Here is a 12,595-nt window from a genome sequence, read left to right on the forward strand (position 1 = left end):
AAGGAGGAGCTAAATAAATGTCTCGTTTATTTGAACAATACAACTCTGAAATTAAAAAGAGTATGCAAGAAAAATTCCAATACGGCAACGTAATGGAAATTCCTAAATTGGAAAAAATCGTTATCAACATCGGCGTTGGTGATGCAGTAGGCAATGCAAAAGCATTGGAAGCAGCAGTTAATGATTTGACTATCATTTCTGGTCAAAAACCTGTAATCACAAAAGCTAAAAAATCCATTGCGAACTTCAAAGTTCGTGAAGGCATGGCGTTGGGTACAAAAGTTACTCTTCGTGGCGAACGCATGTATGAATTCCTCGATAAATTGATCAATGCGGCATTACCTCGTGTACGTGACTTCCGCGGTATCAGCGCAACAGCATTTGATGGCCGTGGTAACTACGCTTTGGGTCTTAAAGAACAGCTCATCTTCCCTGAGATCGAATATGATCAAGTAGAACGTGTTACTGGTATGGATATCATCGTAGTAACAACTGCTAAAACAGATGAAGAAGCTCGTGAATTGTTGACTCAATTCGGTATGCCTTTTGAAAAATAATAGGAGGAACATATAGATGGCTAAAAAATCTATGATTGAACGCGAAAAGAAACGCGCTAAAATCGTTGAAAAATATGCAGCTAAACGTGCAGCGTTAAAAGCAGCAGGTGATTATGAAGGCTTGTCCAAATTACCAGCAAACGCATCCCCAACACGCTTACACAACCGTTGCAACTTAACTGGTCGTCCTCACGGCTATATGCGCAAATTCGGTATCAGCCGTATTGCGTTCCGTGAATTGGCGTACAAAGGACAAATTCCTGGTGTTAAAAAAGCCAGCTGGTAATATTAGACGAGAGGAGGTTTTTAGATTATGGTAATGACCGATCCTATCGCGGATATGCTTACGCGCATCCGTAATGCAAATGCTGCACTTCATGAAACGGTAAACATTCCTGCATCTAGAATGAAAGCAGCTGTTCTTGACATCCTTTTACAAGAAGGTTTCGTAAAGAACGTAGAAAAAGAAGAAAACACTTTAAAAGTAACTTTGAAATATGGTTCCAATAACGAAAAAGTTATTACAGGAATTAAACGTATTTCCAAACCTGGTTTACGTGTTTACGCGAAAAAGGAAGAACTTCCTCGTGTACTTGGTGGTTTGGGTATCGCAGTTATTTCTACATCCAAAGGCGTTATGAGTGACAAACAAGCTCGTAAAGAAGGTCTTGGTGGCGAAGTAATCGCATACGTTTGGTAATAGTAGCAATAGGAGGTAGAAATAATGTCACGTATCGGTAGAATGCCTATCGAGATCCCTGCAGGCGTTACTGTTACATATGATAACCATCATATGAACGTAAAAGGTCCTAAAGGTGAATTATCTCGCGATTTGCATCCAGATATGAATATCACTGTTGAAGGTAACACAATTACAGTAGCTCGTCCTTCCGACAATAAAGCTCATCGTTCCCTTCACGGTTTGACTCGCGCTCTTGTTGCTAATATGGTAACAGGCGTATCTGAAGGATTCACAAAAACTCTTGAAATCAACGGTGTTGGTTACAGAGCGGCTAAACAAGGCAATAAATTAGTTCTTACACTTGGCTTCTCTCATCCAGTAGAAATGGAAGCTCCAGCTGGTATTACAATTGAAGTTCCAGCTCCTAACAAAATCGTTGTTTCTGGTGCAGACAAAGAAGTTGTAGGCGCAGTAGCAGCTGATATCCGTAAATGGAGAAAACCTGAACCTTACAAAGGTAAAGGTATCCGCTATGAAGGCGAAGTTGTTCGTCGTAAAGCTGGTAAAGCTGGTGCAAAAGGTAAATAGTAATATCATCTATATGAATGAAAGGAGTGAATATCTTGCCTCGTAAATCTAGTAGAAATATCGCTCGAGCAAAACGTCATCTTCGTATTCGCCGTCACATCTCTGGTACGGCAACTTGCCCACGTTTGAACGTTTACCGTTCTTTGAGCAACATTTACGCACAAGTAATCGATGACGTAGCAGGTACAACTTTGGTTGCTGCTAGCTCTTTAGATAAAGATTTGAACTTATCCTATGGTGGTAACGTAGCTGCTGCTAAAGCTGTTGGTGAAGCAGTTGCTAAAAAAGCTATCGCTAAAGGCATTGACACTGTAGTGTTTGACCGTGGTGGTTACATTTACCACGGCCGCGTAGCAGCCCTTGCAGAAGGTGCTCGTGAAGCAGGCTTAAAATTCTAAGAAGGAGGAACTATAGACATGGCGAGAATTGACTACACCAGTCTTGATCTTAAAGAAAGAGTAGTATTCATCAACCGCGTAGCCAAAGTAGTTAAAGGCGGTCGTCGTTTTTCCTTCAGCGCTCTTGTAGTTGTTGGTGATGGCAACGGTTATGTAGGCGTTGGCTTAGGTAAAGCAGCGGAAGTACCAGAAGCAATTCGCAAAGGTATCGATGATGCTAAGAAAAATATTGTAAACGTAGCAATTAAAAATGGTACAATCCCTCACAGCGTAACAGGCGTATTCGGCGCAGGCCGCGTATTCTTGAAACCAGCTGCTGAAGGTACTGGCGTTATCGCTGGTGGCCCTGTTCGTGCCGTATTGGAATTAGTAGGTGTTCGTAACATCTTGACTAAATCTTTGGGCTCTTCTAACCCTAACAATATGGTTCGCGCTACAATCGAAGGTTTGAAAGATTTGAAACGCGCTAGCGAAGTTGCTGAACTTCGTGGTAAAACCGTTGAAGAAATTTATAACGCGTAATAAGGAGACAAGAAATGGCACAAGTTAAAGTAACATTAACAAGAAGCTTAATCGGTCGTCCTGAAGATCAACGCGCGACAGTTAAAGCTTTGGGCTTGAAAAAAACTAATTCTCAAGTTGTAAAAGAAGTAACACCTCAAATTGAAGGTATGCTTCACAAAGTTAGACATTTAGTAAAAGTTGAAGAAGTTTAATACTGATAAGGAGGTGCACTGAATGAAACTTCATGAATTACAACCAGCTGCTGGTTCCAAAAAAGCTCGTACTCGTGTAGGCCGTGGTTTAGGTTCTGGCTTGGGTAAAACATCTGGTCGTGGTCAAAAAGGTCAAAACTCCCGTTCTGGCGGTGGCGTTCGCTCCGGTTTTGAAGGCGGCCAAATGCCTCTTTATCGTCGTTTACCAAAACGTGGTTTCAACAACGTTTTTGCTAAACAATATGCTGAAGTTAACGTAGAACAATTGAACCGTTTTGAAGACGGTGCAACAGTTGATCCAGTAGCTCTTATTGAAGCTGGCATTTTGAAAAATGTACGCGATGGCATTCGTATTTTAGGTAACGGTACATTGGAAACTAAAAACTTAACAGTTATCGCTAATGGCTTCACTAAATCTGCTGAAGAAAAAATTACAGCAGCAGGCGGAAAAGTAGAGGTGATCTAGGGTGCTAGATAGCCTCTCGAACATCTTTAAGATTACCGAATTACGTAATAAGATTCTTTACACATTAATGATGTTTGCCATCTTTAGAGCTGGTATCCACATTCCTGTTCCAGGCGTTGATGCGTCTGTTATCGAATCCTTGTTTACATCCGGTAACCTATTCGGTCTATTAGACTTGTTTGCTGGTGGTGCGCTTAGTAAGTTCTCTATCTTTGCAATGAGTATTACACCTTACATCAATGCTTCCATCATCATGCAACTGCTTCAGTCTGTAGTTCCTCAGTTTGAAGCATGGAGTAAAGATGGTGAAGACGGGCGTAAGAAAATAGCGAAGGTAACTCGTTATGGCACCGTAGTCCTCGGCTTTGTACAAGCCGCAGGCATGGCATTTGCTCTTAGAGCAAACAACGCTTTGGTAAATAATGATTTCCTTAGTGTATTCGTTGTGGCCATCATCCTAACAGCAGGTACATGCTTGTTGATGTGGATTGGTGAACAAATCACAGCATATGGTATAGGTAATGGTATTTCTTTGATCATCTTTGCTGGTATCGTAGCTCGATTACCAGATGGTTTAGAAACTATTTATCAATATATCCAAAACGGAACAATCAATATGTTCCAAGCATTCTTATTTGCTGTAATTGCTCTTGCGATGATTGCTGTCGTAGTTGCAGTTACACAAGGCCAACGTCGTATTCCGATTCAATATGCTAAACGCGTAGTAGGTCGTAAAATGTACGGTGGTCACTCTACATTCTTGCCGTTGAAAGTCAATCAGGCAGGTGTAATCCCAATTATCTTTGCGTCATCTGTGTTGATGTTCCCTGTGACGATTGCGCAATTTATTGACAATGAATATGTTCATAAAGCTGCGGATCTCTTTACATGGGGTACGCCGTTACAAACGGCATTGTATGCATTATTGATTTTTATCTTTACGTATTTCTATACTGCAATCTCTATCAACATTACAGATATGGCAGATAATATGAAAAAATACGGTGGTTTTATCCCAGGTATTCGTGCGGGTAAACCAACTGCTGATTATGTGGATAACGTGATGACCAAGATCACTTTGGCTGGCGCTGTATTCTTAGCTGTCGTTGCTATTATACCGAATTTCCTCGGTAGCATTACCGGCGTCCAAGGCGTATACTTTGGTGGTACGGCTCTTCTCATCGTTGTAGGTGTAGCACTTGATACAATGCAACAAATTGAGTCGCTCATGGTAACACGCCACTATAAAGGCTTTGTGAAATAGGAGGGAAACAATATGTATATTCTATTAATGGGACCTCCTGGTGCTGGTAAAGGCACTCAGGCAGCTCGACTTATTGAAAAATACGGTATTCCCCAAATTTCAACAGGTGATATGTTCCGCGCTGCGATTAAGAACGAAACACCTCTTGGAGTTGAGGCTAAGAAATACATCGATGCTGGTCAATTGGTACCTGACAGTGTAACTGTTGGTATCGTACGTGATCGCTTGGTGAAAGATGACTGCAAATCTGGATTTATTCTTGATGGATTCCCAAGAACAACAGCGCAAGCTGTGTCCTTGGATGCAATCCTTAAAGAATTAGGAATTTCTTTGGACGCTGTACTTAACTTAAATGTTCCTTCCGAGGAATTAGTTAAACGTATTAGCGAACGAGCTGTTCTAGAAAATCGTGCTGATGATAACCCTGAAACAGTACAGAAACGTCTAGCTGTGTACGAAGAATCTACTAAACCTTTAATTGATTACTACCGCAACAGCGGCTTATATGAAGAAATTAACGGTTTACAAGATGTAGACGCAGTATTTGCTGACATCATTAAGGCTTTGGAGAAATAATCCATGATTATTTTAAAATCGCCCCATGAAATTGAATGTATCCGCAAGGCAAGTAAGCTTACAGCAGACACGTTGTCCTTGTTAGTAGAAAAGGCTAAACCTGGCATCACGACGCTTGAGTTAGATACAATTGCCGAAGAATATATTCGCAGCCACGGTGGTATACCAAGTTGTAAAGGGTACTATGGATTCCCTGCTACAATCTGTGCTTCTATCAATGATGAAGTTGTTCATGGTATTCCGAGCGCTAAGCGTAAGCTTAAAAACGGTGATGTCCTCAGTATTGATCTTGTATCATCTATTGATGGATATCACGGCGATTCGGCTGTGACGATTCCTATCGGTCACGTCAAACCAGATGTGATGAAATTGTTAAAAGTTACAGAAGAAAGTCTGTTCAAGGGAATTGAACAAGTGAAAGTTGGCAACCGTATCGGTGCTATCGGTCACGCTGTTCAAACGTATTGTGAGAAACATGGTTACGGTGTCGTTCGCGACTTCGTAGGTCATGGTTTAGGCCGCGAAATGCATGAAGATCCGCAAATACCAAACTATGGTAGTCCTGATCAAGGACCTTTAATGAAACCAGGTATGGTATTGTGTATTGAACCGATGATTACAATGGGTAGTTATCGTGTTCATGTATTAGGGGATGACTGGACAGCAGTTACCGTAGATGGTAAACCTGCTGCTCATTTCGAACATACAGTGGTTGTTACAGAAAACGGCCCTGAAATATTAACCATGCGTGATGAACCGCGGTTAATTAAATAAAACAGGTAACCGGAGGAAAAGATATGTCAAAAGAAGACGTTATTGAGGTGGAAGGTACGGTAGTTGAGGCTTTACCGAATGCCATGTTCCAAGTTGAATTGGAAAATGGTCATATCGTATTGGCTCATGTGTCAGGTAAAATGCGTATGAATTTTATCCGTATTCTTCCTGGTGATAAAGTTACTATGGAACTGACACCGTATGACTTAAATCGTGGTCGCATCACCTATCGCTTCAAATAAGCATAGGGTCCACAAAGGAGGTACTAATGAAGGTTCAACCATCAGTTAAAAAGATATGCGAAAAATGTAAAATCATTAAACGCAAAGGCCGTGTAATGGTTATTTGCGAAAATCCAAAACATAAACAAAAACAAGGATAATCTGATAGGAGGTGGATGATTAGATGGCACGTATCGCCGGTGTAGATTTACCTCGTGATAAACGAGTGGAAATTGGTTTAACTTATATTTATGGTATTGGTCCAACTTTAGCATCTGAAATCATTGCTAAAACTGGCATCAATCCTGACACACGTGTTCGTGATCTTTCTGAAGATGAAGTAGCGAAAATCCGTGAATTGTTAGATGCTGATTACAAAGTTGAAGGTGACCTTCGTCGTGAAGAAGCTCTTAACATTAAACGCTTAATTGAAATCAACTCCTATCGAGGCAAACGTCATCGTATGGGTTTACCACTTCGTGGTCAACGTACTAAAACGAATGCACGTACTCGCAAAGGTCCTAGAAAAGCAATTGCTGGTAAAAAGAAATAAGATAAAGGAGGGATAAAGCGTGGCTAAAAAAGTTGTTAGAACTAAAAGAAAAGAAAAGAAACATATTGAATCCGGTGCGGCTCATATTCGTTCTACATTCAATAACACTATCGTAACTTTGACAGATACAAACGGTAATGCGTTGTCTTGGGCTTCCGCTGGTGGCTTGGGCTTCCGTGGTTCCCGTAAATCCACTCCATTCGCTGCTCAAATGGCTGCTGAACAAGCTGCTAAAGCTGCAATGGAACATGGTCTTCGCACTGTTGAAGTATTCGTAAAAGGTCCTGGATCCGGCCGTGAAGCTGCAATCCGTGCTTTACAAGCTGCAGGTCTTGAAGTTACTTCCATTAAAGACGTAACTCCAATTCCTCACAATGGTTGTCGCCCTCCAAAACGCCGTCGTGTATAATTAATAGCGGCCGATTTGATACGGTGCTATAATTAAACTATGAACGTGTGTTGTATAGGAGGATGTTCCTGATGAGCGAAGAAAAGAAACTTAAAATCGAGAAAGTGGACATCGCCGAAGGCGGTCGCTATGGTAAATTCGTATGCGAACCATTAGATCGTGGCTATGGTATCACTCTCGGTAATAGCTTACGCAGAATTTTGCTTTCATCCTTGGATGGGGCAGCTATCACCTCTATCAAAATTGATGGAGTTCTTCATGAATTCTCTACTATTCCTGGTATTCGCGAAGACGTTACGGATATCATCCTTAACTTAAAGCAATTGTGCATCAAAGTTGAAGAAGATGTGCAACTACCATTGGAAGTTCACTTTGACTTCCAAAAGGATGGTGTATTGACAGCTGCTGACTTAGCTGAGCAATTCCCACCAGAAGTGGAAGTATTGAATCCTGAACTAGTGATTGCGACTATGGATGAGACAGCTCATCTCGTAATGGACGTAGTGATTGAACGTGGCAAAGGTTACGTTCCTTCTACGAAGAATAAAAAAGACACAGATGTAATCGGTTGTATTCCAATCGATTCCATCTTCTCTCCAATTCTTCGTGCCAAATACGAAGTGAGTGATGTTCGTGTAGGCAATGAAATGGACTTTGACAAACTTACATTAGAAGTTTGGACTGATGGTTCCATTACTGCTGCTGATGCAGTGGCAAAATCTGCTGCCATTATGATTGGTTATTTAGGGAACTTCACTAAATTAGCGCACTCTGCAGATGTTGTAGATGTAAACACAGGTGAAGGCGGTATCGTTGTTGATCCAGTAGGTTCTGATAATGAAGAACCAGCTGTAGATGACGGCCCAGCAAAGATTTCCATCGATGAGTTGGAACTCTCTGTTCGTGCGTATAACTGCTTGAAACGTGCTGGCATTAATACAATTGCAGATTTGCTAGACAAAACCATTGATGACTTAGGAAAAGTTCGCAATTTAGGCAAAAAATCCATCGATGAAATTGAGGAAAAACTCAACAATCATCCAGGTGGTTTTCAACTTAAACAAAAAGGCGAATAAGGAGGAAGACGAATGTACAGAAAATTAGGCCGCGACAGCTCCGCTCGTAAAGCGTTGTTCCGTAGCATGTTAACATCTTTCTTCCAATATGAGCGTATTGAAACTACAGAAGCTAAAGCGAAAGAACTTCGCTCTTTAGCTGATCAAATGGTAACTTTGGCTAAACGTGGTGATCTTCATGCACGTCGCCAAGTTCTTGCATACCTCATGGATGAAAGCGTAGTAAAAAAATTGTTTGATACAATTGCTCCAAAATATGCAGACCGTCAAGGTGGTTACACTCGTGTAATCAAAACTGGTCTTCGCAAAGGTGACGCTGCACCTTGCGCTATTATCGAGTTAGTTTAATCAAACTCATACGGTGTTGTAACTTATGTTGCAGCACCGTTTTTTTATTGTCAATTTTATGGTACAATCGATGAGTAAAATATCGTAATATATTAGCAGTTATCGTAAATATTAAATGTCTATTGTTAACCTTTTACAGAATACTTAGATACTATTTCATTCTAAGTGTATGAACAGGACATATTATATTGATGCTAGTAAGCTCAATATAGGATTGATTGATTTGTAAATGGTTCTACTTTTATAGAAACGAAATTGACTAGAAAGATATGAGGTTATCCATGAATGAAAAAGACATTATGATTGAGGTCAATCATATGAGTCATATCTATACCGATGAAAATGGCAATGATGTACATGCCTTAAATGATGTAAACTTATCTATTAAGCGTGGCGAGTTTGTTTGTATCATCGGTACAAATGGTAGTGGTAAAAGTACACTAGCTAAGCATTTTAATGTGCTATTACAACCTAGTGAAGGTTATATCAATGTATGTGGCTATGATACGCGCGATGAAGCGCATATTTGGGATATACGCCAACATGTAGGTATGGTATTCCAAAATCCTGATAACCAAATTGTGGCGGCTGTCGTAGAAGAGGATGTTGCCTTTGGCCCAGAAAACTTAGGTATTCCTAGCGCAGAAATTAGAAAACGTGTCGATGCAGCGTTAGAGGCTGTAAATATGACTGAATATAGAGAACATGGTCCTCATTTGTTGTCTGGTGGTCAAAAGCAACGCATTGCTATTGCCGGCGTACTTGCTATGAAACCAGATTGTATCGTCCTTGATGAGCCAACAGCCATGCTCGATCCTAAAGGTCGTCGTGAAGTACTTGAAACAGTTCATAAACTAAATAAAGAGGAAGGTATTACTATCGTATACATAACACACTTTATGGAGGAAGCTGTTACGGCTGACCGTGTGGTGGTAATGAAAAATGGCGTGAAGTTACATGATGGCACCCCTCGTGAAATCTTTAGCCATGTAGATACTTTAAAAGAACTTGGCCTCGATGTACCTGTGGCGTCTGAAATTGCTTTCAAATTGAATGAAAAAGGTTATGAAGTAGGTAAGAGTATCATCAACAATGAAGAATTAGCAGAAGGTCTAAAACATTCTAAATTGGCTGATCAATTACTAAGTGAACATAACGTAGGTGCTCACAAAATGAGTTCTCCTATCAATGAAAATTTAGATGTCGTAAGAGGGGAGGGCGTACACTAATGGCGATTGTATTAGATAATATTACCTATACCTATGGTGTAGGCACTCCATTTGAAAAAACGGCCCTTCATGGTGTATCTCTTACTGTTGAAAACGGTGAGTTTTTAGGTATCATTGGCCATACAGGGTCTGGTAAATCTACCTTTGTACAACATTTGAATGGCTTATTACATCCTACAACAGGAACGGTTACCGTTAATGGTGTAGATATTAGCGCTTCTACAGAGGAAGCTAAAAAGATGCGTCATAAGGTAGGCATGGTGTTCCAATATCCTGAACATCAATTATTCGAAGAAACCATTGCCGAAGATATTGCATTTGGTCCTAAAAACTTAGGCCTTAGTGCAGATGAAGTGGATGAACGCGTACGAGATGCCATGAAATTTGTAGGCCTCGACTATGATACTTATGCAGAGCGTTCTCCATTCCACCTATCTGGTGGTCAAATGCGTCGTGTTGCCATTGCTGGTGTAGTGGCGATGAATCCAGACTTCCTAGTTCTTGATGAACCATCTGCAGGCCTTGACCCATTTGGTCGTGAAGAAATCTTTGAGGAAATTATTCGCCTTCATAAAGAAAAGGGTATTACGGTAATCCTTGTATCTCACAATATGGAAGATATTTCGCGCATGGCATCTCGCCTTGTAGTCCTTGATAAAGGTCGTATCGTTCTCGATGGGCAACCGATGGATATCTTTAATAATCATCGTGATGAATTACAAGCTGTTGGTGTAGACGTACCACCAGTATCTGTCACTATGGAGTATTTGCGTGAACAGGGACTAGATGTATCTAATCGTGTATTATCCGTAGATGATGCAGTACAAGCCATTCTAGAAGGAGGTAGCCATGTTAAATAACATTACTATAGGGCAATACTTCCCAGGAAACTCCTTCTTACATCGTATGGATCCTCGTGCAAAGATTATTGCTACCACAATCTTCGTAGTAGCCATCTTCTTAGCGAACTCTCCTCTTGCGTATGGCTTAGTAGGGGCATTTACAATCTTTGCTATGTTGCTATCACGATTGCCATTACGCTTGATGTGGTCAGCTATTAAACCACTTTGGATTATCATCGTATTTACCATGGGTATTCATATCTTTACAACACCAGGTAATACAATCTTCCAATGGTGGATCATCAATATTACAGATCAAGGCGTGGCTATGGGTCTACAAATGGCGGCGCGATTAATCTTTTTAATTCTGTTCTCGTCTTTATTGACTTATACGACATCACCAATTCGTTTGACCGATGGTATTGAACATTTGCTCAATCCATTCCGTTGTATTGGTGTGCCAGCTCATGAATTAGCAATGATGATGACCATTGCATTGCGATTTATTCCTACACTACTAGATGAGACAGATCGTATTATGAAAGCTCAATCTGCTCGTGGTGCAGATTTTGTAACAGGCTCCATCATTCAACGTGCTAAAAACATGGTACCTCTCTTAGTACCATTATTTATTAGTGCTTTCAGACGCGCTGATGAACTAGCGATTGCCATGGAGGCTCGCTGTTATAGAGGCGGTGTGAATCGTACGCGCATGAAAGAACTACAAGTTACCTATGTAGATTATATCGGCGTAGGCGCTGTCATTTTGGTTACCATTTTACTCATCGTTTTATGGTGGCTTGATCTATGAGAAATATACGGATTATAGTCGCTTATGATGGCACTGACTTAGCAGGCTATCAAAAGCAACCTGACGATAAGGGCTTAACGGTGCAAGGCTGTTTAGAATATGGATTGTCAAAAATTTGTAATGAACCAATTCAAATCTACGGCGCTTCTAGAACAGATGCAGGGGTACATGCGAAGTTTCAAGTCTGTACATTCCAAACATCTGGAGCTATACCGGCAGAAAATATTCCTCGCGCTATGATTGCTCATATCCCAAAGGATATAGTTGTTCTTGAGGCGGTGGAAATACCACTCGATTGGAAGCCGCGATGGAATATATATGGTAAAGAGTATGTATATACTATCCATAATCAGCTCATTGCCAATCCATTGACAAAACGATACCACTGGCACGTTAAGAAGCCTCTTAATATTGAGCTTATGCAAGCGGCCGGTAATGAACTATTAGGCACGCATGACTTTACAACCTTAAAGGGTACGAATTCAACACCTGCAGATCCAGTAAAAACAATCATGGGAATTCATGTAGAGGCCGAAGGTCCTCATGTTACCATTTCTGTTATAGGTGATGGCTTCTTATATCACATGGTTCGCAATATTGCAGGATTGCTCGTCGATGTAGGACTGGGAAGACGCAAGGTGGAGGATATTAAGGGCTATTTAGCAGCTAAAGATCGCCGTGTAATAGGTAAAACGGCACCAGCTCAAGGATTGTGTCTAGAGGAAATCTTTTTTACCGAAGAACGGCAGCAAGAGGTATTACAGAATAAATATTCTATATAATTTTGTATAGACTACATTCTCCTATAATTTATTTAAAACGATAACTATTAATACTAAAAGGATACTACATAGCATGTAGTATCCTTTTTTCTTATAATTTTTAGTTATAATGCCTTAATTTATACCTATTATTATGTGAAATGATACATTGTAAACCCAAAATATACATGATACAATGACGATATAGACAGGTTCGTACTATAAAACATTAACATAGTAAGGTAGACTCTTGTCAGCAGTGTAATTTTTATCCTAAGGAGGGTGAATCTCTTGCAAAAACGTAAAGATTTTATCTGGAAAATG

21 protein-coding genes are annotated in these 12,595 nt (G+C 40.5%); all 21 read left to right on the forward strand.

The genetic code is table 11. From position 1 onward, the window contains the following. Positions 1–17: 17 nt before the first annotated feature. The 21 genes from rplE to truA all read left to right on the forward strand — a co-directional run bounded on the left by rplE (position 18) and on the right by truA (position 12,292). Complete coding sequence (gene rplE, locus QZ548_RS00345) at positions 18–557, forward strand: 50S ribosomal protein L5 (RefSeq protein WP_295782857.1); 540 nt, start codon at positions 18–20, stop codon at positions 555–557. Between the two features lie 16 nt (positions 558–573). Continuing rightward, positions 574–843: a 30S ribosomal protein S14 gene (gene rpsN, locus QZ548_RS00350; protein ID WP_005377140.1), complete on the forward strand. Its 270-nt coding sequence runs from the start codon at positions 574–576 to the stop codon at positions 841–843. A 27-nt stretch (positions 844–870) separates the two neighbouring features. After that, positions 871–1,257, forward strand: a complete 387-nt coding sequence (gene rpsH / locus QZ548_RS00355) for a 30S ribosomal protein S8 (RefSeq protein WP_004695128.1) — start codon at positions 871–873, stop codon at positions 1,255–1,257. 24 nt (positions 1,258–1,281) lie between these two features. Further along, complete coding sequence (rplF, locus tag QZ548_RS00360; protein WP_295782855.1) at positions 1,282–1,827, forward strand: 50S ribosomal protein L6; 546 nt, start codon at positions 1,282–1,284, stop codon at positions 1,825–1,827. Between the two features lie 35 nt (positions 1,828–1,862). After that, positions 1,863–2,225: a 50S ribosomal protein L18 gene (gene rplR / locus QZ548_RS00365; RefSeq protein ID WP_004695135.1), complete on the forward strand. Its 363-nt coding sequence runs from the start codon at positions 1,863–1,865 to the stop codon at positions 2,223–2,225. An 18-nt stretch (positions 2,226–2,243) separates the two neighbouring features. After that, complete coding sequence (gene rpsE / locus QZ548_RS00370; protein WP_004695136.1) at positions 2,244–2,747, forward strand: 30S ribosomal protein S5; 504 nt, start codon at positions 2,244–2,246, stop codon at positions 2,745–2,747. A 14-nt stretch (positions 2,748–2,761) separates the two neighbouring features. Next, on the forward strand, positions 2,762–2,941 hold the full coding sequence (gene rpmD, locus QZ548_RS00375; RefSeq protein WP_004695138.1) for a 50S ribosomal protein L30: 180 nt from the start codon (positions 2,762–2,764) through the stop codon (positions 2,939–2,941). 22 nt (positions 2,942–2,963) lie between these two features. Next, complete coding sequence (gene rplO, locus QZ548_RS00380; RefSeq protein WP_060923780.1) at positions 2,964–3,407, forward strand: 50S ribosomal protein L15; 444 nt, start codon at positions 2,964–2,966, stop codon at positions 3,405–3,407. A 1-nt stretch (position 3,408) separates the two neighbouring features. Then, the gene (gene secY / locus QZ548_RS00385) at positions 3,409–4,671 is read left to right on the forward strand and encodes a preprotein translocase subunit SecY (protein WP_060923781.1); all 1,263 of its coding nucleotides are present in this window, start codon (positions 3,409–3,411) and stop codon (positions 4,669–4,671) included. Between the two features lie 12 nt (positions 4,672–4,683). Continuing rightward, entirely contained in the window at positions 4,684–5,247 is a 564-nt protein-coding gene (locus tag QZ548_RS00390; RefSeq protein ID WP_005385513.1) for an adenylate kinase, read from the forward strand. Positions 5,248–5,250: 3 nt separating this feature from the next. Then, positions 5,251–6,021: a type I methionyl aminopeptidase gene (map, locus tag QZ548_RS00395; RefSeq protein WP_005385514.1), complete on the forward strand. Its 771-nt coding sequence runs from the start codon at positions 5,251–5,253 to the stop codon at positions 6,019–6,021. A gap of 23 nt (positions 6,022–6,044) precedes the next feature. Next, positions 6,045–6,263 carry a translation initiation factor IF-1 gene (gene infA / locus QZ548_RS00400; protein ID WP_004695147.1) on the forward strand — a complete coding sequence of 73 codons (219 nt, stop codon included), beginning with the start codon at positions 6,045–6,047 and terminating at the stop codon, positions 6,261–6,263. 26 nt (positions 6,264–6,289) lie between these two features. Then, positions 6,290–6,403 carry a 50S ribosomal protein L36 gene (rpmJ, locus tag QZ548_RS00405; protein ID WP_004695148.1) on the forward strand — a complete coding sequence of 38 codons (114 nt, stop codon included), beginning with the start codon at positions 6,290–6,292 and terminating at the stop codon, positions 6,401–6,403. A gap of 23 nt (positions 6,404–6,426) precedes the next feature. Then, positions 6,427–6,795: a 30S ribosomal protein S13 gene (gene rpsM, locus QZ548_RS00410; protein ID WP_004695149.1), complete on the forward strand. Its 369-nt coding sequence runs from the start codon at positions 6,427–6,429 to the stop codon at positions 6,793–6,795. A gap of 19 nt (positions 6,796–6,814) precedes the next feature. After that, positions 6,815–7,204, forward strand: coding sequence for a 30S ribosomal protein S11 (gene rpsK / locus QZ548_RS00415; protein WP_004695151.1), 390 nt, complete (start codon positions 6,815–6,817; stop codon positions 7,202–7,204). Between the two features lie 71 nt (positions 7,205–7,275). Next, a complete protein-coding gene (locus QZ548_RS00420; RefSeq protein ID WP_105089704.1) occupies positions 7,276–8,280 on the forward strand; it encodes a DNA-directed RNA polymerase subunit alpha in 1,005 nt (334 codons plus the stop codon). Between the two features lie 12 nt (positions 8,281–8,292). Continuing rightward, on the forward strand, positions 8,293–8,628 hold the full coding sequence (gene rplQ / locus QZ548_RS00425; protein WP_005377090.1) for a 50S ribosomal protein L17: 336 nt from the start codon (positions 8,293–8,295) through the stop codon (positions 8,626–8,628). 281 nt (positions 8,629–8,909) lie between these two features. Beyond that, a complete protein-coding gene (locus QZ548_RS00430; RefSeq protein ID WP_295867234.1) occupies positions 8,910–9,857 on the forward strand; it encodes an energy-coupling factor transporter ATPase in 948 nt (315 codons plus the stop codon). Continuing rightward, complete coding sequence (locus QZ548_RS00435) at positions 9,857–10,717, forward strand: energy-coupling factor transporter ATPase (RefSeq protein WP_295867240.1); 861 nt, start codon at positions 9,857–9,859, stop codon at positions 10,715–10,717. The genes QZ548_RS00430 and QZ548_RS00435 overlap by 1 nt, the downstream gene beginning before the upstream one ends. Then, positions 10,707–11,510 carry an energy-coupling factor transporter transmembrane protein EcfT gene (locus QZ548_RS00440; protein WP_295867241.1) on the forward strand — a complete coding sequence of 268 codons (804 nt, stop codon included), beginning with the start codon at positions 10,707–10,709 and terminating at the stop codon, positions 11,508–11,510. Before QZ548_RS00435 ends, QZ548_RS00440 begins: the two co-directional genes overlap by 11 nt. After that, positions 11,507–12,292, forward strand: a complete 786-nt coding sequence (truA, locus tag QZ548_RS00445) for a tRNA pseudouridine(38-40) synthase TruA (RefSeq protein ID WP_295867244.1) — start codon at positions 11,507–11,509, stop codon at positions 12,290–12,292. Before QZ548_RS00440 ends, truA begins: the two co-directional genes overlap by 4 nt. Positions 12,293–12,595: the final 303 nt, after the last annotated feature.

Source organism: uncultured Veillonella sp., assembly GCF_915069625.1.
In the GTDB taxonomy this organism is placed as follows: domain Bacteria; phylum Bacillota; class Negativicutes; order Veillonellales; family Veillonellaceae; genus Veillonella.

Excerpts from the sequence above, each read along its gene's own strand:
- QZ548_RS00390 (WP_005385513.1), top strand. The coding sequence starts at position 4,684 with ATGTATATTCTATTAATGGGACCTCCTGGTGCTGGTAAAGGCACTCAG.
- QZ548_RS00430 (WP_295867234.1), top strand. The coding sequence starts at position 8,910 with ATGAATGAAAAAGACATTATGATTGAGGTCAATCATATGAGTCATATC.
- rpmD (WP_004695138.1), top strand. The coding sequence starts at position 2,762 with ATGGCACAAGTTAAAGTAACATTAACAAGAAGCTTAATCGGTCGTCCT.
- rpsN (WP_005377140.1), top strand. The coding sequence starts at position 574 with ATGGCTAAAAAATCTATGATTGAACGCGAAAAGAAACGCGCTAAAATC.
- map (WP_005385514.1), top strand. The coding sequence starts at position 5,251 with ATGATTATTTTAAAATCGCCCCATGAAATTGAATGTATCCGCAAGGCA.
- rpmJ (WP_004695148.1), top strand. The coding sequence starts at position 6,290 with ATGAAGGTTCAACCATCAGTTAAAAAGATATGCGAAAAATGTAAAATC.
- rplE (WP_295782857.1), top strand. The coding sequence starts at position 18 with ATGTCTCGTTTATTTGAACAATACAACTCTGAAATTAAAAAGAGTATG.
- QZ548_RS00420 (WP_105089704.1), top strand. The coding sequence starts at position 7,276 with ATGAGCGAAGAAAAGAAACTTAAAATCGAGAAAGTGGACATCGCCGAA.
- truA (WP_295867244.1), top strand. The coding sequence starts at position 11,507 with ATGAGAAATATACGGATTATAGTCGCTTATGATGGCACTGACTTAGCA.
- infA (WP_004695147.1), top strand. The coding sequence starts at position 6,045 with ATGTCAAAAGAAGACGTTATTGAGGTGGAAGGTACGGTAGTTGAGGCT.
- rpsE (WP_004695136.1), top strand. The coding sequence starts at position 2,244 with ATGGCGAGAATTGACTACACCAGTCTTGATCTTAAAGAAAGAGTAGTA.
- rplQ (WP_005377090.1), top strand. The coding sequence starts at position 8,293 with ATGTACAGAAAATTAGGCCGCGACAGCTCCGCTCGTAAAGCGTTGTTC.
- QZ548_RS00435 (WP_295867240.1), top strand. The coding sequence starts at position 9,857 with ATGGCGATTGTATTAGATAATATTACCTATACCTATGGTGTAGGCACT.
- rplO (WP_060923780.1), top strand. The coding sequence starts at position 2,964 with ATGAAACTTCATGAATTACAACCAGCTGCTGGTTCCAAAAAAGCTCGT.
- QZ548_RS00440 (WP_295867241.1), top strand. The coding sequence starts at position 10,707 with ATGTTAAATAACATTACTATAGGGCAATACTTCCCAGGAAACTCCTTC.
- rpsH (WP_004695128.1), top strand. The coding sequence starts at position 871 with ATGGTAATGACCGATCCTATCGCGGATATGCTTACGCGCATCCGTAAT.
- rpsM (WP_004695149.1), top strand. The coding sequence starts at position 6,427 with ATGGCACGTATCGCCGGTGTAGATTTACCTCGTGATAAACGAGTGGAA.
- rplF (WP_295782855.1), top strand. The coding sequence starts at position 1,282 with ATGTCACGTATCGGTAGAATGCCTATCGAGATCCCTGCAGGCGTTACT.